24 protein-coding genes are annotated in these 26,387 nt (G+C 40.7%); 18 read left to right on the top strand and 6 right to left on the bottom strand.

Features of this window, described 5'->3' with window-relative positions:
• Nucleotides 1-9: 9 nt before the first annotated feature.
• Complete coding sequence (locus tag BM398_RS12860; RefSeq protein WP_026666643.1) at nucleotides 10-261, bottom strand: hypothetical protein; 252 nt, start codon at nucleotides 259-261, stop codon at nucleotides 10-12.
• 163 nt (nucleotides 262-424) lie between these two features.
• On the opposite strand from BM398_RS12860, the gene BM398_RS12865 reads away from it, so the two are divergent.
• The gene (locus BM398_RS12865; protein ID WP_092338030.1) at nucleotides 425-1,282 is read left to right on the top strand and encodes a hypothetical protein; all 858 of its coding nucleotides are present in this window, start codon (nucleotides 425-427) and stop codon (nucleotides 1,280-1,282) included.
• 96 nt (nucleotides 1,283-1,378) lie between these two features.
• Here BM398_RS12865 and BM398_RS17190 read toward each other — a convergent pair whose 3' ends face one another.
• Nucleotides 1,379-1,552 carry a hypothetical protein gene (locus BM398_RS17190; protein ID WP_155833748.1) on the bottom strand — a complete coding sequence of 58 codons (174 nt, stop codon included), beginning with the start codon at nucleotides 1,550-1,552 and terminating at the stop codon, nucleotides 1,379-1,381.
• A 176-nt stretch (nucleotides 1,553-1,728) separates the two neighbouring features.
• Nucleotides 1,729-3,195, bottom strand: coding sequence for a methyl-accepting chemotaxis protein (locus tag BM398_RS12870; RefSeq protein ID WP_092338032.1), 1,467 nt, complete (start codon nucleotides 3,193-3,195; stop codon nucleotides 1,729-1,731).
• Between the two features lie 173 nt (nucleotides 3,196-3,368).
• Between BM398_RS12870 and BM398_RS12875 the strand changes: the two genes are divergently transcribed.
• From BM398_RS12875 to BM398_RS12935, 13 genes are all read left to right on the top strand, one after another.
• Entirely contained in the window at nucleotides 3,369-4,289 is a 921-nt protein-coding gene (locus tag BM398_RS12875; protein ID WP_242949814.1) for a glycosyltransferase family 2 protein, read from the top strand.
• Nucleotides 4,290-4,385: 96 nt separating this feature from the next.
• Nucleotides 4,386-5,615 (top strand): EAL and HDOD domain-containing protein, encoded by a 1,230-nt coding sequence (locus tag BM398_RS12880; RefSeq protein WP_092338036.1) that lies wholly within the window; start codon nucleotides 4,386-4,388, stop codon nucleotides 5,613-5,615.
• 33 nt (nucleotides 5,616-5,648) lie between these two features.
• Nucleotides 5,649-9,431 carry an EAL domain-containing protein gene (locus tag BM398_RS12885; RefSeq protein WP_092338038.1) on the top strand — a complete coding sequence of 1,261 codons (3,783 nt, stop codon included), beginning with the start codon at nucleotides 5,649-5,651 and terminating at the stop codon, nucleotides 9,429-9,431.
• 14 nt (nucleotides 9,432-9,445) lie between these two features.
• On the top strand, nucleotides 9,446-10,204 hold the full coding sequence (locus tag BM398_RS12890; protein ID WP_092338040.1) for a response regulator: 759 nt from the start codon (nucleotides 9,446-9,448) through the stop codon (nucleotides 10,202-10,204).
• A 4-nt stretch (nucleotides 10,205-10,208) separates the two neighbouring features.
• Entirely contained in the window at nucleotides 10,209-12,137 is a 1,929-nt protein-coding gene (locus BM398_RS12895; RefSeq protein ID WP_092338042.1) for an EAL domain-containing protein, read from the top strand.
• Nucleotides 12,138-12,387: 250 nt separating this feature from the next.
• Nucleotides 12,388-13,509, top strand: a complete 1,122-nt coding sequence (locus BM398_RS12900) for a PrsW family intramembrane metalloprotease (protein WP_092338044.1) — start codon at nucleotides 12,388-12,390, stop codon at nucleotides 13,507-13,509.
• A gap of 128 nt (nucleotides 13,510-13,637) precedes the next feature.
• A complete protein-coding gene (locus BM398_RS12905; RefSeq protein WP_026655121.1) occupies nucleotides 13,638-14,714 on the top strand; it encodes a TRAP transporter substrate-binding protein in 1,077 nt (358 codons plus the stop codon).
• A 100-nt stretch (nucleotides 14,715-14,814) separates the two neighbouring features.
• A complete protein-coding gene (locus tag BM398_RS12910) occupies nucleotides 14,815-15,339 on the top strand; it encodes a TRAP transporter small permease (protein WP_092338046.1) in 525 nt (174 codons plus the stop codon).
• Entirely contained in the window at nucleotides 15,339-16,637 is a 1,299-nt protein-coding gene (locus BM398_RS12915) for a TRAP transporter large permease (protein WP_092338048.1), read from the top strand. Before BM398_RS12910 ends, BM398_RS12915 begins: the two co-directional genes overlap by 1 nt.
• 11 nt (nucleotides 16,638-16,648) lie before the next feature.
• On the top strand, nucleotides 16,649-17,119 hold the full coding sequence (locus BM398_RS12920; RefSeq protein ID WP_092338050.1) for a YcxB family protein: 471 nt from the start codon (nucleotides 16,649-16,651) through the stop codon (nucleotides 17,117-17,119).
• A 42-nt stretch (nucleotides 17,120-17,161) separates the two neighbouring features.
• Nucleotides 17,162-18,700 carry a sensor histidine kinase gene (locus BM398_RS12925; RefSeq protein ID WP_242827147.1) on the top strand — a complete coding sequence of 513 codons (1,539 nt, stop codon included), beginning with the start codon at nucleotides 17,162-17,164 and terminating at the stop codon, nucleotides 18,698-18,700.
• Nucleotides 18,701-18,703: 3 nt separating this feature from the next.
• A complete protein-coding gene (locus tag BM398_RS12930) occupies nucleotides 18,704-19,489 on the top strand; it encodes a response regulator transcription factor (RefSeq protein WP_092338052.1) in 786 nt (261 codons plus the stop codon).
• Nucleotides 19,489-20,499 (top strand): TRAP transporter substrate-binding protein, encoded by a 1,011-nt coding sequence (locus BM398_RS12935; RefSeq protein ID WP_092338054.1) that lies wholly within the window; start codon nucleotides 19,489-19,491, stop codon nucleotides 20,497-20,499. Before BM398_RS12930 ends, BM398_RS12935 begins: the two co-directional genes overlap by 1 nt.
• A gap of 10 nt (nucleotides 20,500-20,509) precedes the next feature.
• Here BM398_RS12935 and BM398_RS12940 read toward each other — a convergent pair whose 3' ends face one another.
• Together BM398_RS12940 and BM398_RS12945 are read right to left on the bottom strand one after the other, a co-directional pair.
• Complete coding sequence (locus BM398_RS12940; protein WP_092338056.1) at nucleotides 20,510-21,073, bottom strand: accessory gene regulator B family protein; 564 nt, start codon at nucleotides 21,071-21,073, stop codon at nucleotides 20,510-20,512.
• A 26-nt stretch (nucleotides 21,074-21,099) separates the two neighbouring features.
• Nucleotides 21,100-21,840, bottom strand: coding sequence for a LytR/AlgR family response regulator transcription factor (locus BM398_RS12945; RefSeq protein ID WP_092338058.1), 741 nt, complete (start codon nucleotides 21,838-21,840; stop codon nucleotides 21,100-21,102).
• A 226-nt stretch (nucleotides 21,841-22,066) separates the two neighbouring features.
• On the opposite strand from BM398_RS12945, the gene BM398_RS12950 reads away from it, so the two are divergent.
• Together BM398_RS12950 and BM398_RS12955 are read left to right on the top strand one after the other, a co-directional pair.
• Nucleotides 22,067-23,380: a sensor histidine kinase gene (locus BM398_RS12950; RefSeq protein WP_092338060.1), complete on the top strand. Its 1,314-nt coding sequence runs from the start codon at nucleotides 22,067-22,069 to the stop codon at nucleotides 23,378-23,380.
• Between the two features lie 107 nt (nucleotides 23,381-23,487).
• Nucleotides 23,488-23,625, top strand: a complete 138-nt coding sequence (locus BM398_RS12955; RefSeq protein ID WP_092338062.1) for a cyclic lactone autoinducer peptide — start codon at nucleotides 23,488-23,490, stop codon at nucleotides 23,623-23,625.
• 73 nt (nucleotides 23,626-23,698) lie between these two features.
• On the opposite strand, the gene BM398_RS12960 is transcribed toward BM398_RS12955, so the two are convergent.
• Entirely contained in the window at nucleotides 23,699-25,399 is a 1,701-nt protein-coding gene (locus BM398_RS12960; protein ID WP_092338064.1) for a hypothetical protein, read from the bottom strand.
• A 183-nt stretch (nucleotides 25,400-25,582) separates the two neighbouring features.
• Between BM398_RS12960 and BM398_RS12965 the strand changes: the two genes are divergently transcribed.
• Both BM398_RS12965 and BM398_RS12970 read left to right on the top strand, forming a co-directional pair.
• Nucleotides 25,583-25,837: a hypothetical protein gene (locus tag BM398_RS12965; protein WP_092338066.1), complete on the top strand. Its 255-nt coding sequence runs from the start codon at nucleotides 25,583-25,585 to the stop codon at nucleotides 25,835-25,837.
• A 189-nt stretch (nucleotides 25,838-26,026) separates the two neighbouring features.
• Complete coding sequence (locus BM398_RS12970; RefSeq protein ID WP_092338068.1) at nucleotides 26,027-26,299, top strand: hypothetical protein; 273 nt, start codon at nucleotides 26,027-26,029, stop codon at nucleotides 26,297-26,299.
• The last annotated feature ends 88 nt before the right edge of the window (nucleotides 26,300-26,387 follow it).

Consider the following 26,387-nt stretch of genomic DNA (forward strand, 5'->3'; position numbering starts at 1 on the left):
GTCCACCATTCACATAAGTTCAACCGGCTCCCCGGAGAAATCGGCTTTCCCGTCGTTGTACAGAGTGCGCACGAAATCGATGGCTCTCTGGCCGGATTTCTCGATAGGAATGTTCTGGTCATAGACATATTCAAGTCTGTCACCGCTTGTAAGAGTGAAATTTATCTGCGTTCCGACAATTTTGCCTTCTCCTATATCCATGGGTTTTACTTCTACTGCACATACATCTTTGATTACACCTTCTCCAAAAAGAACTAACATCTAAAAATCCCTCCTTATTGCGGCTGCGTTGCCATTTACTATAATCTATATTTTACCACTATACTAACGAAAATACGATATTCTTTGATTATTTATCCAAATATGCTATACTTAAGGTTGTGTTTACATAAAAATTTGTTATAGGGTACGGAGATAGACATTTATGCGTTTAGGGAAAAAATTAGTATCTGCGATCGTTGTTCTTTCAATGAGTACAACTGCTCTTACAGGATGTACATCTTCTAAGAAGGCGATTTCTGAAACAGTAGAAAACTTTTTGGAAGTAATAGAAAGTGGTTCTTCTGAAAATATCGAGCAATATGCAAGCCGAAATGTTATTGAGGGAGAATTTGTACATAGATTCGATGCATCTTTCTTAACAGATGACCTTAAGGCCGGTATTGAGCAAGAAAATTTGGATGAAGGAACTGCTCAAAGACTTGATAATCTCTGTGCAAGCTTTTCAAATATGGTGACAAGCCACGAACTTACATCTGTTACTGTTAAAAAGGGCGTGGGCACGGCTATTGTTACACTGAAGACAGCGTTTCCGATCAATTTAACTATGAATGATACTATTTCCGAACGCGTTTCAGCAAAGGTTGCTGATTACAATGAATCGAACGCTGAAAAAATAAATAACACCGATCCTGAAATTCAGAAGCAAGTTTATAATGAACGTATTAACCTTGTTTTAGAGACTTATGAAGACGTCATTTCTGAAAGCTCAGAAGTAGATAATATTTTTGTATTTACCGTTTCAAAAGATTCAGATTCACATGATTGGCTTGTAACTGACGTACAGAATTACGACAGTGCGGCAAACGGCAAGGTAATTGCCGAGACTAACACAGAGGCTGATACATCGGAAGATGAAGAGCAGCCGGCAGATGAAGAAGCACCTGCTGAGGATGAGAACGCAGAGAATGCTGAAGAAGCTCAGCCTGAAGAAACAAACACAGAAGCTGAGGGCGATGCTCAGAATGCTGATGTGGAAGAAGTAGATCTTTCAATTGACTAATTAAGTGATATAAATAAAAGTCCTATGCTTAGTGAGCATAGGACTTTTATTCTTTTATAGAATCATCCATTACAATTCTCCATTTTCAATGGCGAATCATCTCTTTCCGAGACAACCCTGATTTTTCAGTTCTATGAGCAGATCAAAAACATCCCCTAACGGTAAGCCGGTAATGTGAGCTACTTTCTCGGGATCCGGATAAAATTCGTCTTCACAATCCTTTCTGATGCAGTCCAGAACTTCATTTCTTAAGTCTAATGTAGCTGTCATACACGTGATTCCTCCTTTCATAAATAGTCAGATAATTTCATCGGTGTGTCTATCTGTTACTAAATATTATATCGGAAAAACGTATAAAAAGTTAATTAATTTGTGTTAAAAAGTATGAAAATTTAATAAAATGAGGGCAATTCCATTTTGTCGGAATTGCCCTCGTTTCAAGGTTTTTATCTTGTTGCGTTGATTTCGCGAAGCTTGTTTGCCTGATCTGAGATATCAACAAGAATTGCTTTAAATGCATTGAATTTCTCTGTTGCTTCATCGGATGCCTTTGCGCCTTCATGTGAAAGAGAAGCAACCTCCTGGCTTGTTGCCGAGAGAGTAGAGATACTGTCGTTGATCTCGTTTGTTGAATCGGCGATTGATTTCATTCCCTCTGCGATGTGAGAGAAGCGTGTGATCATTCCCGATACGTTGTTGTTAATGCTGTTGAAGCTTTCGCCTACTGACTCGATCATCGCGTTCTGCTTATCAACTGTTGTAACAGTGTCGTCTATACTGAACATTGCCTTCTGAACATCTTCGTTAAGCTCGTTGATGATGTTTGTGATCTCGTTTGAAGCCTTGTTTGTTTCTGCTGCAAGTTCGCGGACATTGTTTGCGACTACTGCGAAACCTTTTCCGGCTTCACCTGCACGAGCAGCTTCGATGCTTGCGTTGAGAGCAAGGAGATTGGTCTGTGTTGAGATCGCCATGATCGAGCTAACGATGTTCTTAACTTCTTCGACCTTATCAATAACTGCCTGTGTTGCATCAACCGTTATCTGGCTAGCCTTTGATACGTCCTGTGACTTGAGCTTAAGTTCAGAGATGATGTTTATTCCTTCATCAATTACTGTCTGAGTGCTTTCTGAAGCTTCGGTCATTTCGATTCTGTCTTGCTCTGTTGTAGATGTTTTTTCCTGGATTGACTGAACCTTCTCGGCCTGTTTGATAATGGACTGAGATGTGTTCTCCATGTTGGTTGCGATGTTCTGCATTCCCGACTGCTGTGATTCAAGGATCTTCTGAAGTGAATAAAGATCGTCCTGTGAAGCGTTGAACAGCTCGGTAATCTTATTTGCGATGTCTGCCATGTTGTTTCCGGCATCAAGTGTCTTTTTCGCGGTCTGACTCATTAGAAGTCTCTTTTCATCGATGAAATTCTTCTGAAGAGAAACTGTCATGATGCATGATACAAATGAGAGTATCAGTGTAGCTATCGCAGGAACCAGAATGTTATTCTGAAGCCCCGATGTGAGCAGGTTGGTGATGATCGATATTATAAAAGAAACTGAGATAATACCGACTCCGGTACCGCAGAGTGCTACGTTTGAGTAGAGTGTACTGCAGATGAGTATCGGAAGTCCGAATGCGAAATATGCAAGATCGTTTCCTGCAAGAACAAGAGTGAGATAGAATACGCTTACTCCGCACATTATCAAGACTGCACCTGTTTTTTCTTCGTAGAACTTGAAATTACCGATAAAGATGATGATCAAACTGACTACGGCACTTGCAAATATGACCGCCTTTCCTATGTCAAAACCTTTGGTGATTAGCGATAACAGAGTTAATACGATTCCTGTTACTACCGTGATGATACTTACGTAAAAACTGTTTGCGTTTGCGCGCTTATACTGCTGAGCGTCCATGATATGCCTCCGTAGAAATGGATATAAATTTTTAGAACAATGGAAAGATTCTATCACAAAAACGTTTGCATATCTAGAGTAAAACCTACAGTATATCTGGATAATCGGTTTTTTTGAACCGTGAAATATGCTATAATATGCAATTAGTAATAGTCAGTTGGAGGAATTTGCTTATGCTATCTGTAATAATTCCCGCATACAATGAAGAGGAAATGATAAAAAAAACATCCGAAACAATATCAGGAATATTGGATGAGGAGAATATAGATTTTGAGCTTCTTTTTATTAACGACGGCTCAAGTGACAACACATGGAAAGCGATTAGTGATGAGTCTGCCCGCAATAAAAGAGTTAAGGGCGTTTGTTTTTCAAGGAACTTTGGAAAAGAATCCGCTGTCTTTGCAGGTATTGCCGAGGCAAGCGGAGATTGCTGCGTGGTTCTTGACTGCGATCTTCAGCACCCGCCGGAAAAAATCGTTGATATGTACAGACTCTGGGAACAGGGTTATGAGATAGTCGAAGGTGTTAAGACAAGCAGGGGAAGAGAGTCCGCTATGCATAAGTTTGCGGCAAAGAGCTTCTACAATATCATGAGTGAATCGGTAGGCTTTGATATGTCCAGAGCTTCTGACTACAAGCTTCTCGACAGAAAGGCCATGAACGTACTTCTTAACATGAATGAAAAGAATGCCTTTTTCAGAGCACTTTCATCATGGATCGGATTTAAGAGCACCGAAGTTGAATATAATGTCAGAGAAAGAGAAGCGGGCGAATCAAAGTGGAGCACCAAATCTCTTATAAAATACGCGATCACGAATATAACATCTTTTACATCGGCACCGCTTCATCTCATTACAATATCTGGATGGATTGTTGCCCTGTTGGGATTCGGATTCAGTGTTGAGGCTTTGTACAGACACTTTTTTATTGGTAATGACCAGCCTGGATTTACAACACTCATAGTCCTTGTTTGCTTTACATCGGCCATGATCATGATAGGACTTGGAATCATAGGTATATACATTTCCAAGATTTACGATGAGGTTAAGGGAAGGCCTCGTTACATAATCGATAAAACTACATACGAAAAATAAACGAAATTTTGAAAAAAACTTGGTAAAAATCCGCTATTTAGGGTAAAATGTAATTGAGCGGATTATGTCTTTTTTGGAGGAGAAAGGAGACAGGCAATGTTAGCTACTTTAATTCCACTGTTCGACGATAAAATGTCTGTTTGTGCATATTCTGTGTTTGCGCGTAAAGATAACCACTTTTTGAATCCTGAAATGGAGGGTGGCGCGCGATATGACGGTGCAGGAACGGTCCATGAACTGGAAGTTGTAAGTAGTATGGGGATGTCTATGTTATCCGGGGGAAAAGAAGTATTTGTTCCGGTCAATCAGTTTTCTGTGTTCGCAGAAATATCGCTTCAGTGCACAGTTCCCGCAAATAAAGTTGTTCTCCTTATGGATAACAGTATCACACCCGAGCCCCATTACGTTAAGAGGGTGAAGGAACTCAAAATGCAAGGATACAAACTTGCTATCAGAAAACTTCCTATTTCCGGTTTTGAACCCTACAAAGAAATCCTTAATCAGTGCGATTACATTTTGCTTAATCATGCAAAGATCGATATAGAGAAAGCCAAGATCTATTTTGGCAAAGTTTATCCGAAGATCAAACTGTGCGCGGTAAACGTCGATACTCAGGAGCAGTACGACATGCTTATCTCGCACGGAGGATATGACCTTTATGAGGGCGGATTCTTTAGAATGCCCGTGCGTGAGTCTGAGACAGAGGTCAATCCTCTCAAAGTAAATTACATAGAACTTCTTAATGTCGTTAATGCTCCGGACTTTGACCTTACTGACGCTGCGGATGTTATCGGCAAAGACCCTGCGCTTACAATCTCACTTCTTGAGATAGTAAACCGAATGGCACTTAATTCCGAGATCACATCCATCAGACACGCAACAGCCATGCTTGGTCAGAAAGAGTTAAAGAGATGGATAAATACCGCTGTGACAAAAGAGCTTTGTGCAGACAGGCCGACTGAGATAACAAGGCTTGTAATGATAAGAGCTAAGTTTGCGGAGAATCTTGCAGAGAGTTTTGAACTGGCCCTTATGGGACAGGAGCTCTTTATCATGGGATTGTTCTCTGCTATAGATATAATGCTTGGTAAGACAATGAAGGAAGCTCTTGATATGGTACTTGTTCCTAAGGATGTCAAGCTCGCGCTTCTTGATAATGAAGGAGATTTCGCACCTGTTCTCAATTTCATAAGGAGATATGAAGATGCGGACTGGACTGAGATTTCAAGACTGATGGTCCTTGGAAATATGGATATGACAAAGGTTTACGAAGCCTATCTGTCAGCGCTCAGATGGTATAGAGATCTTTTTCCTGTAAGACAGTAACCGGATGATAGCTTTGTGCAACGGGGTGACTTTATGGTCGGTACTGAAGTGATAGGCAGTAGTGCCTTCAATTTATCCGCCCTAGTGATCAGCGTTACGTGCATTGTTTATAAACTGATCATCAGAGGTAAGGTAAAGCTTAAGAATTGGCTTTTCATTGCCTTCATAATGATAATCGCCATTGATTCCTTTTCGGGGATCGTGGAGCAGTTTTTAAGATACAGTAGGCTTACGTTTGAAACTAAGCTTATAATTGGTCATGCAAATCTTTTTGTGTATTTTCTTACACATTTTGCAATGGCGCCTATTTTTGTGTATTACATAGTGATGGAGTGCGGAGTTCAGCACAAGTTTACGGGGAAGGTACGCCTTTATTTAGGCATACCTTTTATTTTTATGGAGCTGCTTGTTCTGATAAATCCGCTCTTTGATATCGTCTACGAGATAGATGACAGCATGAGCTACATAAGAAGAGGCGGCGTATACGTTGCCTATGTAATAATAGGTTTCTACACTGTTTTTTCTATAATCGTTCTTTATCTCTACTGGGGCGTCCTTAATAAACTCAAGAAAATAGCTATCATATACTTCTATATACTTGCGCTTGTGGGAATAGCGGTTCAGATGATCTGGCCCAATGTCACATGCGAGCTTATGTGCGAAGCAATCGGCGCAATGGGCATTATGATAATGCTTGAAGGTGATGATGACAGAAAAGATTTTTCGACGAAAGCACTTAACCGAAATGCCTTTATTACAGATATTGGCAATTATTTCAGATATGACAGACGGTTTAACGCCATATGCGTGAAAATCTTAAACGGCGATATTCTGAGGAAGATTTCGAGTCATGAGAATTATGAAAAGATACTTTCGCATGTTGCCGGTTATCTTGGCGATGTGAATAAGAAATTCGAAGTATACCGTGTCGGAATCGAGAGCTTCTTCCTTGTGTGCCCCGATATCACGGATGCTTATGCAAGGGGAATTGCGGACGAAGTGTTCTTTAAACTCGGAAAGAGCATAATGCTTGACGGAAGCAGCGTGCAGTTAAAGACACTGGTCATTCAGGCATCTTCGCCTGATAAGTTTGAAACTCTCGATAACCTGCTTCTTTTGTCGGATACGGATATTGAGGTCGATAAGGGAAGACCCATTTACTGCGATGAGCTTGGCTTTGTCATAAGAAGAGCGGACGTTGAAAAGGCGGTAAGAAGAGGAATAGAGAGCTCGAGCTTCAGAGTTTTTTACGAGCCTATTTATACGAAGGAAGATCTGTCTATCTGTGCGGCTGAGGCTGTCCTTAAGTTCAACGACAAGGAGCTTGGTGAAATATCCAAGGAAGAATTCATTCCCATCGCGAATCAGACGGGAACCATAGAAAAGCTCGGCCTTTTCATGATTGAAGAAGTCCTGTATTTCATCGGCGGCGGAATCGTAGAGGAGATGGGGCTTGAGTTCATATGCATCAAACTTACGTCGGCGCTGATAATCAAGACAGATTTTATTGCTCAGGTAAAAGAGCTCTTTTCCAGATACGGGGTAAAACCTGAGAACATAGTGTTTGGCATAACGGAGAATGCTGCGGTCACGGACAAAAATCTGATCTATCAGGTAATCTCAGACCTTGGCGATATGGGAATCAGGTTCTATATGGATGAGTACGGAACCAGTTTCTTTGGCATGCAGTCGTCGACTTCGTATCTCTTCGAGGGTATAAAGGTTAATGCGGGACTTCTGGTTGAGTCGGATTCATCGGCGCAGAGAAAACTCATACTCGAAAACCGTCTTTCTACAATGAATCAGACGGGTAAAAAAATTGTCATGGGCGCAGTTAATTCAAAGGAGCTCGCAGAGCGCATCCAGAATGTAAAAGCAGATTACGTGCAGGGTAAATATTACTCGAGAGCGGTAAGTAAAAATGACTTCATCGCTATCCTTAAAGCAACGGAAACTGCAAGAATGGAGGAGAGAAGAGCAAAGGCGGCCAACGAGGCAAAGAGTAACTTCCTTGCCAATATGTCGCATGAGATTAGAACTCCCATCAATGCTGTTCTTGGAATGAATGAGGTTATATTAAGAGAGTGTACGGATGAGAAGATCCTTGAATATTCGAGAAATATCGAGAGCGCAGGAAAGACTCTTTTGTCACTTATAAATGATATCCTTGATTTCTCCAAAATCGAAGCGGGCAATATGGAGATCAGCGAGAGAAACTACGAGCTGAGCTCCGTGCTCAACGATGCTTATAACATGATATATTTCAAGGCTATGCAGAAAGCGCTCAGCTTGATATTTGAGGTTAATGAGGACCTTCCCGACAGCCTTTGCGGCGATGAGATGAGACTTAGGCAGATCATAGTAAATGTCCTTAACAACGCCGTCAAATATACTGCTGAAGGAAGCGTTACTTTGAAAATCAGGGGCGAAGAGGTCTCGGATGATAAAGTAAATCTTTTCATAGATATCATCGATACGGGAATCGGAATCAAACAGGAAGATATCCAGGATCTTTTTGCCAAGTTTAAGAGGCTTGATATTGATAAGAACAGAACTATCGAAGGAAGCGGACTGGGCCTTGCAATCACAAGTAATCTCCTTAAGCTGATGAACGGTTCTATCGAAGTTGAGAGTGAATACGGCAAAGGATCTGTATTTAAGATCGTTCTTCCGCAGAAGAAAGTGGGAGATGTGAAGATCGGAAACTTCAAGAACAAGATCGCGGAGCTTAACAAGATTCACAAGAAATACAGAGTTAAGTTCACGGCGAAAGATGCCAATATTCTTGTTGTTGACGATACGCCAGTAAACCACGTGGTCATGAAAGAGCTTCTTAAGAATACGCTCGTTAATATAGACACTGCAAGGAGCGGCGCGGAGTGTCTTAAGATGCAGAAACTGAAAGAATACGACATTATTTTCCTCGACTACAGAATGCCCGGTATGGACGGAGTTGAAACGCTTCATTTCATAAGAGAAGACGAAGAGAGCAAGAACAGCTTCACACCTATAGTCGTACTTACGGCCAATGCGATATCTGGGGCAAAAGAAACTTTTATAAGCGAAGGATTTACGGATTATCTGAGTAAGCCTGTTGAGAGCGATAAGCTGGAAGAAGCGCTCATTAAATATCTTCCGGAGGAAAAGATAGAATATAATCCTGAAGAACCGGAGAAGACTGAGGAGGCGGAAGAACTTTCGGAAAACAATGAGTTTAAGGATTATGTTTCGGGGCTTACGCAGATAAAGTCAGATGTGGGGCTTAAGAACAGCGGAAGCGAAGAGAGCTATTTTAATATCCTGAAAGTGTACTACGAGTCTATTGAATTTACAAAAGCAAATATCGAGAAGGCGTACGAAGATAAGAACTGGAAGGATTACACGAGCTTTGTACATTCGCTTAAGAGTACGAGCAGAGCAATCGGAGCGACTATACTATCTGATATTGCGGAAAAGCTTGAAAATGCCGGAAATATCGGCGATACGATGTATATCAAGGAACATCATTCGGAGCTTCTTAACAGGTACCTTCTTGCGGAGTATGAAATAGCGGGAGTGCCGGGAATCGCAGGTGATGAAGTAAAGGAAGAGACAGGCGAAAAGATTGATATTACAGAATCTGAAATGAAAGATGCTTACGGAAGCATGGTTGAAGCCTGCAAGGGACTTAACTATGACACGATGGAGCTGATACTTGATTCACTTAAGGACTACAATCTTTCCGAAAAAGACATGGGAAATATCGGAAAGATAAAGGACTATCTTACAAAGCTTGATTGGGAAAGTATAGAGAAAATTGCACAGAATGAGTTGTAGACGGGAGCAAAGGAATGTTTGATAAAAAAATTCTTTTAGTCAGAAATGATAAGACGTTCATGGTGAATGCAATTAAAAAGAGCTTGTCCGATAATCATTTTGCTGTGGCTGAGTCATCATATTCAATATCTGATATCAGTGCCAACAAGGACGATGCGAGTCTTGCGATTCTTTATACGGATTCTGATTTTGTGGAGCATCAGGATGCAATCATATACTTCAAGGATCTGTGCATTGAAGAGAATATGATCGTCATAATAATTGGCGATAACGATGCGTTCAAGTTCATCCACAGATTTATACCAAAAGAGGACATCGCGTGCGAGCTTACGAGGCCTCTTGATATGGATGAGCTGCTCGGTAAGATATTTATCGTTACCGATGATGAGTACATTCAGATGAAGAGGAAATGCATCCTTATTGTAGATGATGATTTCACTTATCTTCAGATGCTGAGAGAGTGGCTTAAGGATGATTTCAGAGTCGGAGTCGCAAACTCAGGCGCACAGGCGGTTGCGTGGCTTGCAAACAACAAGGCCGACCTTATACTTCTTGATTATGATATGCCTGTAATAGACGGACCGAAAGTAATGGAGATGCTTAAGAAAGAGTCTTTTTCAAGCGGAATACCCATTATGTTTCTTACGGGAAAAAATGACAAAAAGAGCGTTACCGAAGTACTTGCTCTTAAACCTGCCGATTATCTTTTGAAGACTATAGACAAAGAAAAACTGTTGGAAACACTTAGGAACTTTTTTGATTCAAAGGAATAACACTATGATTGAAGGTAATCCAAACGGCGGACTTACGTTTTGTATAGCGGCGTTGATAGTCAGTTTAACAAGTATCTTTTGTGCGATAGTGATCAGGAAAAAGAAAAGTCTTAAGAACACTTTATTACTTGCGCTTCTTTCGATAGTTCTTTTTGATTCCTGTACAGGTATCGCTTCTTATACTGCCTATAACTATGATTTTCCTTATGCGGTCAAGTTCTTCGTATGTTATCTGAGCAAATACATTTATTACGCGACGCATTTCTTGATGATGCCCGTCCTGTTGTATTACATAATCGTAGTCTGCGGTATTTTGCATCTTTTTTCAAAAAGATTCCGTGTTGCATTTGCGATTCCGATGGTTGTTCTTGAGACTGTTCTTTTCTCTAATCCCATGACACAACTTGCGTTTACGGCGCAATCAGATCTTGTGTTCCACAGAGGACCTGTCGTTTATGCGGCTTATATTCTAAGTGCGTTCTATTTTATCCTTTGTGTCCTTTTGCTTGTGAGATACTGGAAGAGCATAAATCACCTTAAAAAGGGCGCAATGGTGTACTTTTTGTCACTTGCGATCATGGGAGTCATCATACAGATGCTTTTCCCTACGATCACATGTGAGCTTTTGTGCGAGTCGATCGGACTTATGGGAATCATGATCATTCTGGAAAAAGACGACGACAGGGTTGATTCGGGAACGGGACTTTATAACAGAATGGCGCTGTTGCAGGATATTAAGAATTATATCGACCTTAACAGGAGTTTTAGGACTATCTGCGTGCGCATAGAAAATGCGGATGCGTATATAAATATTACGGGATATGCGGATTTTGATTCGATAATAAAGCAGATATCAAAATATTTGTTTGATGTTGCTGATAAGTACGACGTGTACATAAGCGGTGCTGCCTGCTTTTATATTCTGTGTCTGGACGAAAACGAGAGTGAGAGCAATAAGCTTGCGTATGCGATAAGAGACAGGTTTGACAGAGGTTGGCTTCTTGATGATAACCAGATGAATATCAACGCACTCATAATGTGTGCGGGAACGCCCGATATGTTTGGCAGCGAAGAGGATATTCTGATGCTGTCGGAAGCACATATCGAGGATACGGGCAAAAATCTTTTGATCGACCATGATCTTGATTTTCTTCTTAGGAAGATTGAGGTTGAAAAAGCTATTGTCCGCGGAATGAATGAGAATTATTTTAAGGTTAAATACAGGCCGATCTTTGATAAGAGCGGAAACAAGGTATGCGGAGCGGAAGCTCTTCTTAATCTGGACGATGCGGTGCTTGGCGTGATATCTTTCTCAGAGTTTATGGGAGTTGCCGAGAAGTCGGGATTTGCGGAAGAGATAGAGAACAGGATGATAGGTTCGATCCTTAGATTTACGGGAGAGCTACTTGAGGAAAATCCGGATTGTATAAATTTCATCATGGTGCATACGGTGTCGGATAAGGTTATCAGTAAAGAACTTGTCGGAGTGGTGAGAGAGTATGCGAAGCAGTACAATGTCGACCTTTCCAAGATCGCGCTTGATATAAATGACAATGTCCTGTATGTTGAGACGGACTCCGTGGACTATGTAATAGAGAGGCTAAGCGAGGACGGAGTCAGGATCTTTATGGGAAATTACAAGAACGACTCAATGGGCGTAAGGTACGATATGCTTAGCGGATTTAACGGAGTTATAGTAAATATCAAGCACTTCATGGAGACAACCGGAGGTTCAAAGCGCGGCATTATCCTAAAGAACAGAATGGATATGCTGAGGCAGATAAATAAGACCGTTGTGGTATCGGGAGTGGATTCTTTTGAATACTATGATAAGATGAAAGATATTTACGCTGATTATATTTTGGGCGACTATCTGTCACCGGCTGTATCAAAGATTGAGTTTGTTGAGATTGCAAAAGCGGGAAGAGTGTGATATAAACTATAATACGTAAATTGTGTTTTTGAGAAATACGGATAAATACAGGATTTATGCCTCTTTGTTGGATAATAGTCTGACAAAGAGGCTTTTTGTCTGATATTTGTTACATATGATAATTTTTTTGATAATTATAGTATAATTCTGCGATTAATTATTGACATTCTGGTGCAAATATAATACTTTTTTTAAAAGAGCTTTAAAATTATTTTTAACATTTGCTTATAAGAGAAGGGGATTGATTCTAATGGATATAGTTTTGGCGATTCTGGCTGTTTTACCGGCAGCTGTTTTGTTATGTATTATCTACAAGGCGGACAAAGTCGAGAAAGAGCCTCTGGGACTTATGGCGGCAGTGTTCTTTTTCGGGGCGCTGACAACGGTAAGTGCGGTGGCTTTGGAATATTTTGGAATCCTTGTCCTTGATATGGTCTTTCCTAAGCAGAACGTTGTTTATCATCTTATAGAAAATTTCCTTGTAATCGGTGTGGCTGAAGAAGCAGGTAAATACTTCGTTTTAAAGAAGTGTACCTGGAATAATGAAGAGTTTAACTTTGCTTTCGACGGAATAGTTTACTCAGTGTGCGCATCTCTGGGCTTTGCGACGATTGAGAATGTTATGTACGTATTTCAGTTTGGATTTATGACGGGACTTATGCGCGCGGTACTTTCGGTTCCCGGACACTGCATATTCGGCGTGTTTATGGGCGCATATTACGGACTTGCCAAAGGATATGAGTGCAGGGGAAGGTTTGACAAGAGAAATGCCAATACACAGAAGGCGTTCTGGATACCTGTCGGACTTCACGGATTGTATGATTTTTGTCTTTCGACGGAACATACTCTTACAATGCTTGTATTTATCGGACTTGAGCTGTTTATGGTCATAAAGGCTATTTTATATGTTAAGCGTATTTCAACAAAGGATCTTCCGCTCAGACCGGGCATGATGCCGGGGCAGATGATGAATGGCGGATACTTTGGTATGAATCCCATGCAAGTACAATTTTATCCTATGAGGCAGCCGGTAGCGAACGGACAGTTTATGCAGCCTCAGTTCTATCAGGGGCAGCAGATGGCCGGAAACAGGCAGTTTATGCAGGAACAAGGACAATTCTATCAGGGGCAGGTTGTAAACGGACAGCCCATGCAGCCGCAGTTTTACCGTGAGCAGCAGCCTGTAAGGAATATTCAGCCGATAAATGCACGTCCCGTGCAGGAGGAAGAGGTACAACCTTCTGAGGATTTCAAGGTTATTCAGAGTTATGTGGGCTATGAAAACGGCCCCGCTACAGAGAAGTTAAGTGATGGAATATGTGACGGATTGACCAATCCGACACCCGTATTTTCCGTATCTGATTTCGATTGATAACAAAAATGTAAAAAAAGTGCTAGATAATATTAAAATTATCCGCTTTTTTATATACGTGTAATCAACTATAATGACATTGTCGAATAGACTATGTCATTATTTTTTTTATTTTAGGGAGGTAAAAAATGAAGAAGAAACTTATTTCGACACTATTAACAGTAGCAACAGTTGTATCAATGACAGCTTGTGGTGTATCAGCACCTGAGACACCCGCAGCACAGCCTGCAGCTGACGCACAGGCATCTGATGCACAGGCAGCTGACGCTCCGGCAGAGCCTGCTAAGGACGCAATCACACTTGTTATGGCTGAGGTTAACCCTCTTGATTCTATTTCAGGTATGACAGATGCAAAGTTCAAAGAAGAAGTTGAGAAGAGATCAAATGGATCAATCATCATCGATCTTCAGGCTAACCAGGTTCTTGGTGCTGAGCAGGACGTTCTTGATACAATGCTTGGTGGCGGCGGAACAATCGATCTTGCAAGAATTTCCGCTTTCTCACTTACAAGCTACGGCGGAGAGTCATCAATGCTCCTTTCACTTCCTTACACATTTGTAAGCCGTGAGCATTTCTGGAACTTCGCTACATCTGATCTTGCTAAGCAGTTCTTGCTTGAGCCCTCAGAGAACGGAAGCGGTGTAAGAGGACTTTTCTATGGTGAGGAAGGTTTCCGTCATTTCTTCACAACAAAGGAAATCTCAGGTATCGATTCTCTTAAGGGATTAAAGCTTCGTGTTTCTAACGACCCTGTTATGAACGGTCTTGTAGAAGGTCTTGGTGCTTCTCCTACAGTAGTTGCTTTCACAGAGCTCTATGGTGCACTTCAGACAGGTGTAGTTGATGGTGCTGAGCAGCCTATCGCAAACTATGCATCAAACTCATTCAACGAAGTTGCAGGCAACATGATCCTTGATGGACACACACTTGGTGCTATCCAGGTTATCATCACAGATGACGCTTGGAACAAGCTTTCAGCTGATCAGCAGGATATCCTTATGGCAGCCGGTGAAGAGGCTTCTAAGTACAACCGTTCAATCTCAGAAGAGAAGGAGAAGGAAGTACTTGAGCAGCTTAAGGCTAACGGAACAAAGATCACAGAAGTTGAGGATATCAAGCCTTGGCAGGACGCTGTTAAGAAAGTTGTTGAAGAGAACATAAAGGGCAAGGAAGACGTTTACCAGCAGATCCTTGATATGCAGTAATTTTTTACCACCTTTAGTTGTAACTTATCAATTTATTATTTAACGCCGGCATGGGGAGGGTATCCCTTCTCCATGCCCTTTTTAGAAGAAAAGAGGAATTATGGAAGGCTTTTTTAAACAGGTAGATAAGATCAAAGTTTTATATGACGTAACATATAAGATTATGCTTTTTATCTGCAAACTCTTGCTTATTGCAGATATCCTGATCACCTCGATGAGTGTTGCAGGAAGATATATTTCTTTCATTCCGGATCCTGCATGGAGCGAGGAGATTGTACTTACACTTATGGCTTATATGGCTGTATTATCTGCAGCATTAGCCATCAGACGCGGTGCTCATATAAGAATGACAGCATTGGACGTTTACTTACCTAAGAAACTTATACAGGCACTCGATATCCTTAATGATATTTGTGTACTTGGCCTTGCAATCGTTATGATCGTGATTGGATGGGGGTATGCTTCAACAATCGGAGCGAAGGGATCATATGTTAGTATGCCTTCACTTTCAAAGTTCTGGTTGTATTTCCCAATTCCTGTAGCAGGTGTTGCTATGTTTGTATTTGAACTTGAGGCAATTTACAATGATATCAAACGCATAGTATTAAAGGAGGGAAATAAGTAATGGCAGTAAATTCAACAGCTATTGCAGTATTGCTTGTGAGCTTTCTTATAATGATTATGCTCAGATTTCAGATTGCTTATGCAGTGGCATTATCTTCACTTTTTTGTTTAATGTATCAGGGACTCCCTCTTACAAGCATCTGTCAGCAGATGGTTAAGGGAATCAATTCGTTTAGTATGATGGCAATTCCGTTCTTTATTACAATGGGATGCCTTATGGGTACCGGTGGTATTTCTGAAAAGCTTATTGCTTTGGCCAACGCTTGTGTTGGTTGGATGACCGGTGGAATGGCGATGGTTAATATCGTTGCTTCATATTTCTTTGGTGGTATTTCAGGATCGGCAGCTGCTGATACTGCATCACTTGGAAGTATTCTCATTCCTATGATGGTCGAAGAAGGCTATGATGATGATTTCTCAACAGCAGTAACAATTACATCATCATGTGAGGGACTTCTTGTTCCTCCCAGTCATAACATGGTAATTTATGCCATGAGTGCCGGCGGTATCTCTATAGGAAGTTTGTTCCTTGCAGGATATATACCGGGAGCAATTCTTGCAATATCACTCATGGTTGGATCATATATTATTTCTAAGAAGAGACATTATCCCAAGGGAGAAAAGTTCAGCATTGTTCGTCTCTTAAAGCAGCTTGGAACTTCATTCTGGGCACTTGCTGCAGTTATTATCGTAGTATTTGGTGTTGTAGGCGGTGTATTTACAGCAACTGAGTCAGCCGCTATCGCAGTTCTTTACAGCTTGATTGTAAGCGTTTACATCTATAAGGGACTTGACTGGAAGGGTGTTTGGAAGACATTGGAATCTTGTATCGATACACTTTCAATCGTACTTATCCTTATTTCAACATCAAGTATTTTTGGTTATTGCCTTACAACACTTCATGTTCCTGCCATTGCAGCTAACTTGATTGTAGGATTCTCAAGCAATCCTGTTGTTATCGCACTTTTGATTGATCTGATTCTCCTTGTACTTGGATGTATCATGGATATGGCTCCGATCATCTTGATCGCTACACCTATCCTTCTTCCTATTGCACAGTCAATCGGAATCGATCCCATACAGTTTGGTATCATGATCGTTCTTAACTGTGGTATCGGACTTTTGACACCTCCCGTTGGAGCCGTTCTTTTCATCGGTTCTGCTGTTGGTAAGGTTAAGATGGAGAAAGTAGTAAAGGCAACACTTCCTTTCTACATTTGCATGATCGTTACACTTCTCCTTCTTACATTTATTCCTGAGATTAGTATGTTCTTACCTAATCTGCTTGGAGCAAAATAAGGTGATTAATTATGGAATATCGTTACATATCTGATGTTAAGCCTAAGGATTTATGGTTTATAGCCATGATTCGTACATACAGGTCACTCGCGGGGGTCGTAAATGTTGTATTTACAGTTGCGATGATCATGTTGTCGATTAGGTTTTGGGGAACGTCAGGACCATTTATCAGAGCACTGCTTATGTTTGGATGTATGCTGTTCCCGATTATCCAGCCTTTTCTAGTTTATTTACGGAGCATTAAACAGCTGGAGACCCTTCCGGGAAGAGTAGAGCTCTTGTTTGATGATAACGGAGTTCATGTCAGCAGTGACGGGAAGCAGGAAGACATCAAGTGGAACAAAATCGTAAATGCGATCAAACAGTCCAATATGATAATCGTCATGTCGGACAAGAGCCACGGATACATGTTGACTAATCGTATTCTCGGTGATGAAAAAGATGAGTTTTATGATTTTCTTTGTAAAAAGATCAGAAACTAACGAATATTAGAAAAATGATGACGGCAGCGCTATAATACTTTTATGAGTAAGTATAACGCTGCTGTCTTTGTAAAGATGAAAAACTTAAAAAACTTTTGGTATACGATCACAATCAAAAACAAAATATCACTTTTCACGGGAAGTGTATTTTTGACAATCCTGGTCGCAGTATTCTTTGATGCGATCCTGATCAGGCTGTTTATGATCGACGTTAATGACATAATGGAGGACAATTCCAGATGCGGTGAGATAATTACCGTTATCGACAGGGAGAAAGAATTGTTCGATCAATACGTAAACAGTACTACCAGTGAAAACGAGGATGCTTTTAAGCTTGCGATGAAGCAGACTAAGGCTGCTGTCTATGCGATTCCGCTTAATTATTCCAGATTGGGAGAAAACAGATATGCACAGCTTTTTTCGCTTCAGACCTGTTATGACGTTTATTGCGGATACAGAGATGAAGTCCTTAGCGGTAAATTACCGAGAAGAGACTATGTGAGCAGATTGTATGCCGTTTATAATATGCAGAATTATCTGCATACTTACGCGCAGCGATTTATAGACCTTACGCTTAAAGAGGGTAATGCCAAGTATAATGAGCTGTTACCGAAAGTTTTTATGGTTCCGGTGATTGCAGTAATAATGGGGATTTTGCTGTTTTCAACGGTACTTGAGATTTCAAGGATGATGAATAAATCTATTACTGAACCTGTGCTTAAGCTTGCGCATGCGTCCAGAAGGATTGCGGCAAATGATTTCGACGTGGATGATGTTGCCGCAAACAACAGGGATGAACTTGGTGAGCTGATCATTGCTTTTAACAAGATGAAATACGCGACAGGTGAGTACATAGGTGCTTTGGAGGAGAGAAGACAGGCTCTTGATAAGCTTCACGCAAAAGAAGTTGAGACTCTTGAAGCAGAGAAGCAGCTTGATGCAATGAATCTGGAACTTCTTAAGAATCAGATCAATCCGCATTTTCTTTTTAATACTCTTAATGTAATAGGTGGAATGGCTAACCTTGAGGGCGCATCGACGACAGAGGAGATGATAAGCGCACTCAGTTCGCTCTTTAGATATAATCTGAAGCATCAGGAGAAGGAAGTACTTCTTTCTCAGGAGCTTAAGGTTGCAGCCGATTACATGTATTTGCAGAAAATGCGTTTCGGGGAAAGAGTTAAGTATACGGTTGATTGTAGGGTGAACGCAGACAATGTAATGGTTCCTACATTTACATTGCAGCCCATAATCGAGAATTGTATTATTCATGGAATTTCACCGAAAGTTGAGGGCGGTAGTGTATCTGTTTTGGTTGGCAAAAAGGCTGACAAGCTTATAATTTCCGTCACCGATACGGGAAAGGGAATGGAACTTAGCCAGCTTAGGGAGATACGTGGAAGCTTGGGCGGAAAACAAACCAGTACCATGGGTATAGGCATGGGAAACATTTTCAGGAGAATAAAGGCTATGTATGAGGACGCGGATATGAGAGTTAACAGCGTTCTGGGAAAAGGTACACAGGTAATTATTATTCTTCCCTACCGTGCAGGAGATTCAATTTATACTCGAGGAGACTAAAGAATGTATAGAGTACTGATTGCAGATGATGAGCCTATTGAGAGACAGGTTATATCAAAAAAATTAAACGGATTTTTTAAAGATCAGATAGAGATATTTTTGGCGGCTAACGGAGTTGAGGCTGTCGAGCTGGTAAAAGAGAAGCATTGTCAGATCGCGCTTCTTGATATTTCCATGCCCGGAAAGAATGGACTTGACGCCGCAGAAGAGATCAGAACTTTTGATGAGAAATGCAGTATTATCTTTCTCACGGCTTTTGATGAATTCAGCTATGCCAAAAAAGCTATCGAAGTAAGAGCGCTCGATTATTTACTTAAACCGGGTGCGGACAATGAACTTATAAATGTATTGGAAGAAGCATTTTCAATCGCGGACAAATATGAAACAGAGGTAAAGAACGTAGATACTATAAAAAAGAGCACTCCTTCTTCAGACTTTAATCTTGATGAAAAGGATTTCTCAAAGTCTGGAGAGATAGTGCGTGAAGCAAAAAAATATATAGACGAGCACTATAAAGAAGATATTTCACTACAAGACGTTGCCGGAGTTTTAGGGTACTCAGATGTATATTTCTGCAAACTTTTCAAGCAGAATTTCGGCAAAAGCTTTATAGTATACTTAAATGAACTTAGAATCAGCAAGGCAAAAGAATTTTTGGCAAATCCTGCGATCAATATCAAAGATATCAGTTCTGAAGCGGGTTACAGAGATGCCAATTATTTTGCGAGAGTCTTTAAACGTATGACGGGGCAGACACCCAGTGAATACAGAAACGGAGTCATTGACTGATGAAAAAAAGATGGCCCATTGTGGCGATGATAGCATGCATAATTTTGATTATGGTCGCTGTCTTATTCTTTTTTAATAACAGAAAAGATAAAGCTAATTCTCCGGAATACGTTCTATTGTATGCAGAGAACCAGACCGCTGATTATCCGACTACACTCGGTGGACAGAAATTTGCGGATCTTGTATATGAGAGAACAAACGGAAGGATTAAGATTATCGTAAAACATGACGCGGAACTTGGAAGCGAAGCGGAAGCAATAAACCAGATGAAATACGGCGGAATTGCTTTTGCCAGAGTATCACTTTCACAGCTGGCAGAGAGAATACCTTCGATGAATGTTCTGCTTATGCCGTTTTTGTATAATGACTCAGATCATATGTGGAGAGTACTTGAAGGCGATATCGGAGACAGGTTTCTTTTAAAGACAGATGAATACGATCTTGTCGGACTATCATGGTATGATGCGGGCGCCAGAAATTTCTACAGTAAAACAAAGCCGATCACCTGCATTGAAGATATAAACGGAATGAAGATAAGAGTTCAGGAATCTTCGATGATGGCGGATATGGTTGAGGCTCTCGGTGCTAAGCCTGTAGAGGTTGTATATTCTGAAGTATATTCGGCGTTTGAACAGGGACTGGTTGACGGAGCCGAGAATAACTGGCCGTCATATGAGAGTATGAAGCACTACAAGGTTGCAGGGTATTATACGATCGACGAACACATAAGAGTTCCGGAGCTGCAGGTGTGTTCCAAAGTTATCTGGAACAAGCTCAGTGAAGAGGATAGGAATATAATACACGATTGTGCGCTTGAATCATCGGCGTATGAGAGGCAGCTTTGGAAGGACAGAGAAGAAAGCTCAAGAAAGATCGCTGTTTCCAACGGAACACAGGTTATCGAGCTTACTCCCGAAGAGAGAAAGAAATTCAGGGATGCTATGACCGGCGTCTATGAGAAGTATTGTGGTGATTATATGGACGTTGTGCGCAGAATAATGACATATTGATAATGAGTGCTTATCTGTGTGCAAGTTTCCCGGCTATTGCAGTAATGCCGAGAAAAACGAAGACAATGGCTTCGAGCATCAGATAAGAGTTGTTTTTATAAAAAAGAAGAAGGACGGATATAACGGTTGAAACAAAGATCGTTATATTCGTCTTTTTTTTGAATATATCATTTTCACAGTCATCGACATTCCTGTTTGGGTGATCTACAGGACCTGTAAGGAGAATCAGGGTTGCAAAGAAATGGTAGATCAAAAAAGATATAAAGAGCGGAAGAGTAACATATTTTACCGCAAGGAGTGTTACGGTAAGGATGAGGCAGGAAGCTATGTAGCACGCGAAGTAGCTACTTAGATGAAGCCCCCCTCCAAACGAACGCATCGGGATGAAAATCAGAAAAAAGAAGAGACACGGGCGCAGCATACCCAGAAAAAGAGCTATGATTATACTTGTCATGGTGCTCAGTGCAACTTCAAGGAAGCACACAAAGCCGTAATTGTATATATCATAATCTTTTTCTTCGATAACGCCTTTATTTAATATATAATCTGTGAGTCTCTTTGATATGTAGTCCATAAAGAAATCCCATTAACCAATCAGGTTTATTCGGTGTAATTGCCGTCGCCTATCATCTCGACGATCTTTCGCCTTACTTCTTTTTGTCTGTTTTCGCTGATCTTCAGACAGAATTCGTTATTGCCGTAATTTATCGTCATGCTACTGTAATTCATGCGGCATACATATTTGTAATTAACAAGATAAGACTGGTGGATCCTAAAGAAATACTGACTTGAACTTTCGAGTTCTTTTTGAATATCGTTTAATTTGTCGTAGAAGACATCGCTTGTGCCGTCATTTAGATGAATCGTTATCACGCGGTTTTTGCTTTCGAAGTAAACGATATTGCCTATTGAAGTTTTTTTCACCTTCCTGTTATAGGTGTACTGAAAATAGCCCTCGGCTTTGTCGATTCTGGTGAGAGCCTGAGAGAAGTATTTTTTGAATATTTTCTCGTCTATCGGTTTTGAAAGAAATCTGAAAGGCTCGACTTCAAAAAGTTCCTTGAGATAGCTTTCGTAGTTTGAAACGTAGATTATGAGCGAGTCCTTGTCTATTGTACGGATCATGCGGGCTGTGGTTATTCCGTCCAGTTCTTTCATCTCGATGTCGAGAAAGATTATGCTGTAGCGGTCGCCTTTAATGATGCTGCGTGCAAGTGGGGAACCGTCGTAGAAAACATCAATTTCGGGGCGTATTCCTCTTGCAAGGCACTCACCGTTTAAAAGCGTTTCAATTTTGCCGGAAAGCTTTACATCGTCATCACAAATTGCAATCTTAATCATATCCTACCTCCAAAAATCGGGTAAAAAATCAAAGTAAGTAACAAAAGTGCAGGATTAGTAATCATTATTCAATATTGTCTAAGAAAGTATACATTTTTTTTCTGAAATATGCAAAAACCGCGATTCTTACATGAAACGCCGTAAATATTACAAATTGGAAAAAGCCCGTTGTTTTTATGTTATGATTTATAACAGGTGGTTTTATAAGGAAAGAAGGGGCTTATAAATGGGTGAGTACATGTCGATTATTACTGGAGTTTTCTTGGCTTTTCTTTTTATCATGATCGTTCGGAAATGTATGGACGTTTTCTTGCCTGAACGCAGCAACAACATAGTCAGATATGTTGTGTGGGCAATGTATTTTACTTTTTCTTCGGCGTCAAATCTGACGAATATAGTAAGACCAATCGTCTTGATATCTACGAATATTCTCTTTATCTTTACACTTGCGATGCTGGACAGAAAGGCGTCGGTAAAGATTGCCTGCTTTTTCTCATTTATCGTATGTGCGGTCTGGATGCTTGTGGAAGTCGGAGCCGTGATCGTAGTTGAGATGTACGGCATTAATTTCGTAGAAAACAGGGACGCTGTGTGCTTTGTTTCACTTCTGATAATGCTTCTTCTGGTAGTAGCTTTGGATAAGACATGGAAGGGGCCGAAATACGGTGAAATTCCGCTCAAATATTTTTTAATGATTCTTTCTATACCGCTTATCAGCATATTTCTTACAAACCGCATTTTTCTGATAGCGACGCATCACCATGAGTACAACGACTTTGCGGTTATTTCAAGTGCTTTTCTCCTAATGATGAATTACATAATCTTCGAGGTATATACGTGGATGAGCAGGGACGCCGAACTTAAGTCACTTAATAAGCTTTACGGCCAGCAGCTCGAACTATGCAGCAGACAGGCGGCAGAGCAAGAGCAGCTCTATATGGAAATAAAGAGGACGAGGCACGACATGAAGAGCCATCTGGCCAGTCTTTTGGGAATGGTCGAGTCGGGGGAAAAAGATGAAGCGGTAAATTATATACAGCAGCTTCTTGCCGACGGGCTCGGAAGGTCAAGTGAAGAAATATCAAAGAGCGGCAATATAGTCATTGATTCGCTTGTAAATTACAAATATTCCATAGCAAAAAAAGAAGGAATAGCATTTGAGGCATCAACCTTTGTGCCGTCGGTTCTTCCGTTTAAGAGTGAACACCTCGTAATTATCTTAGGCAACCTTTTGGAAAACGCATTTGATGCATGTATGAAGGTTCAGCCGAAGGGCAGATTTATCCGTCTTGATATGAACTATGAAAAGAACATGCTCAAGATCAGCATAAAGAACAGCTGTATCTATGAAAACAGACGAGACAGATACGGAAGATTCTTTTCGACAAAACATGATGCGGAGCATCACGGAATAGGGCTTGCATCGATAAAACAGGCGGTTTCCGGATATGACGGAGATGTTATCATCGATGACAAAGGAAATCAGTTCGGCGTTGATGTAATAATGTACGGAAAAGAAGAGAGTGAAAATCCGCAATAATTACATGAATATCCGCTTTTTCTACATGAAGTGAATAATTTGCGCAATATAAAGTATAATTATTGCGGGAATATAACACTTTTTAAGGATTAAGGAGGGTATTCAAGATGAAAAGAGAGAAAACGTTTATTGCAAAAATGCTCAGAGAAATTGCCCGCAAGTCAGTAAAGGTAAGTAGCGACAGCAGGTGCATGTATATTATGCATCAACCTAAGATGCCTTCCGATGTCGGGAGAATACAATAAAGAATAGACATTAAAAATCCCCGTAAGCATGACGCTTAAGGGGATTTATCTTTTATAATATGATACTTAATTCTTACTTTTCTGAGAGCCAGTCGTAGCGCTCGATGTCGATACTGCTGATGATATTCTTGTCATCGCTTAAATAGATCTCAATGGTTTCCTTAGGAAATTCCGATTTATCAGCCTGATCGAAAGGAATCTTGTAAGTGTTGAACTTCTCGTTGTATGTGAAGTTCTTGATTCCCTTTGCATTAAGTGCACTCTCAAGGTCTGCCTTGGACATTCCGAGCTTAATGTCTCCCGCCATTGTAAGGTCGAGAGGATTAAGTGTGCTGTTAAATGCTGAGATAAACACAACTATTGTATTATCAAGTGTCACAGCGTTCGGAAGGGGATTAACCACCTTTGCCGTAATGTTGAAATCGCCTTTCTTAAGTGTCAGAATCACACCGTTCATTGAAGGAACAGATTCTGATTCGCCTGTGCTTGTCCAGCCCTGCTCGGCAAGTGTCTTATACGGAACGGGTAAATTGTAGGTTGTTCCGTCAAGAGTGAAGTTACCGGATAAAAGGTCATCTCCGAGTGTCAAAGGAGCTTTGTAAAGACCAAGGTAATCAGGTGTCTTGGAACTTACGGCAGGCTGCACGAAATCTGCAGGCATTGTCTTGTTACGGATACTGATAAATGTCAGTACATTGTTCTCAAAGCTGTATGTAGCGGAAAGGTTAAATTCGTCTTCCTTACCCTTTCCTCTGTATGTAAGAGTAACCGAATTGCCGCTTGTGTTGGTACTGCTGGGCTCTCCGAGTTCGTTCTTTACTTCGTCAACGGTAGTCTTCTGTAAAGTAAATTTATCGTTGTAGAATTTTACTTCTGCGCCTGTCTGCTTTACAAATGAATCCGAAAAATCACAGTCATAAACAAGGCACTTTGAAAGCGGCTGAGCATCAATGGAATGATTGATGACTCCAAAATACTGAGAATCCTTACCTTTTCCCGAATAGTTAAGTTTTACGGTCTCACAGTCGCCGGCGTACAATGTCTTGTTTGCATCTTCCTTGTCATCATATGTCCAACCGTTGGCAAGAAGCTCGTCGATGCTCATCGGGAGAGCATACTGCTTGCCGTTTACGCTGAAACTTGAGAACATTGCAGATTCGTTAACAGATGCCGGAGTCGACTTTGTGATAGTCTGTCCCGGTGTGCTCTGGCTACTTGTGGTAGTCGGACTCTGCTTTGTAATAATGTTCTGATCGTACGGGTTGGCACGAGATGTTGTAGTGCTGAAAAACAGCGCTGTCAAAACAATCACTGCGGCTATAGATGAACCCAGTGCAACTGACTGGGGAGTTAACTTATTCTTTTTGGGCTGACCGTATCCCTGATATGGATTCTGTCCCATATTCATCTGATAAGGCTGTCCGTACATGCTGTTCATGACCTGCATGGGTTGACCGTATCCGCCTGACATAGGCTGGCCGAACTGATTGTTCATAGGCTGCTGATATGATTGTCCGTATGGATTCATGGCAGGCTGCTGATATCCCTGACCAAAAGGCTGCCCGTTTGGATTGCCAAAAGGCTGCTGAAATGAGAAATTTTCCTGTCCCCAAGGATTCTGCTGATAACCCTGCTGATAAAACTGATTGAAATCCTGTCCGGCGCGGTTTTCTGACTGAAATTTGTCTAATTCTATAGTCTGAGCAGCATCATATGATTGCTGATTATTTGTAATTGGTTGTCCTGTAATAGGATCATAAATTCTTTGGTTCATTTCAGTGTGTCCTCCACATCCATTAATCACTATAAATATTTTATTGTATAATTAACAATTTGTAAATATAAATTAACAAAAAATAAATATTTAGATTAGAAAAAAACGTAAAAAAATATGATAAGATATTAGTAGATTTTTTATTGAAGATTTTTGTGTGTTATAAAGTAGGAGGTTCGTATTATGATGATCTCGGCTGAAGGTTATAAGTCCATGCATGAATCTGATTCAATCGATGAACTTATAGCGGAACGTAAGCAACTTGTAGGCGAATTGGAGCAGCTGGAAAAGATAGTACGCAAGAACGATAAAAATGATGATTCGTGGAATGAAAGTCCGGGTCCGGATGTCCGTTACCAGATGACACTTACCTATCTTATACAGATCTGTGAGCTTTTGTGGGCACGGTTCAGTTCCGAAATGTCATGGGACAAATAGGGTATAGACTATAACGAAATGTGATGATATAATTAACATGTTCACATATATGTTATCACATGTGCGTGGACAAACGTGCAATTTGAAATAGCAATACAAGGTGGTATTTATCAAAAAAACTGTTGATAGATACCGCTTTTTTGTACTAATGAAACATAACACTTTTATAACTGGAAGGAGACTTTAAAAATGGATGCACAAAACTTTTTGACGATGAGTATGGACGAACTTGCAAATGAGATTTCTGAAACAAAGAAGAAATTATCTGCACTTGAGCAGCTTATGAAGATTCGCCAGCAGCTGGGTGAGAGAACAACCAGACAGATAGAAGCCAAAAAGAAGGCTGAGAAGAGAGCAGCTTTAAAGAATAACAGAACTGCAAGCACTTCCATGCCTGCATCAGATACGGTTGCCGAATCACAGTACGGACAGGATTTCTTTAGCGAACGCGAAGACTATTAAAAACGCATGATCAGGGGAATTGTTTGGCAATTATAATAAGAGTATAAACAATTTCTTAATTATCGGTATATCGCATACTTATTTATTC

Origin of the sequence: Butyrivibrio sp. M55 (genome assembly GCF_900116865.1) — a bacterium.
Taxonomy (GTDB): domain Bacteria; phylum Bacillota; class Clostridia; order Lachnospirales; family Lachnospiraceae; genus Butyrivibrio.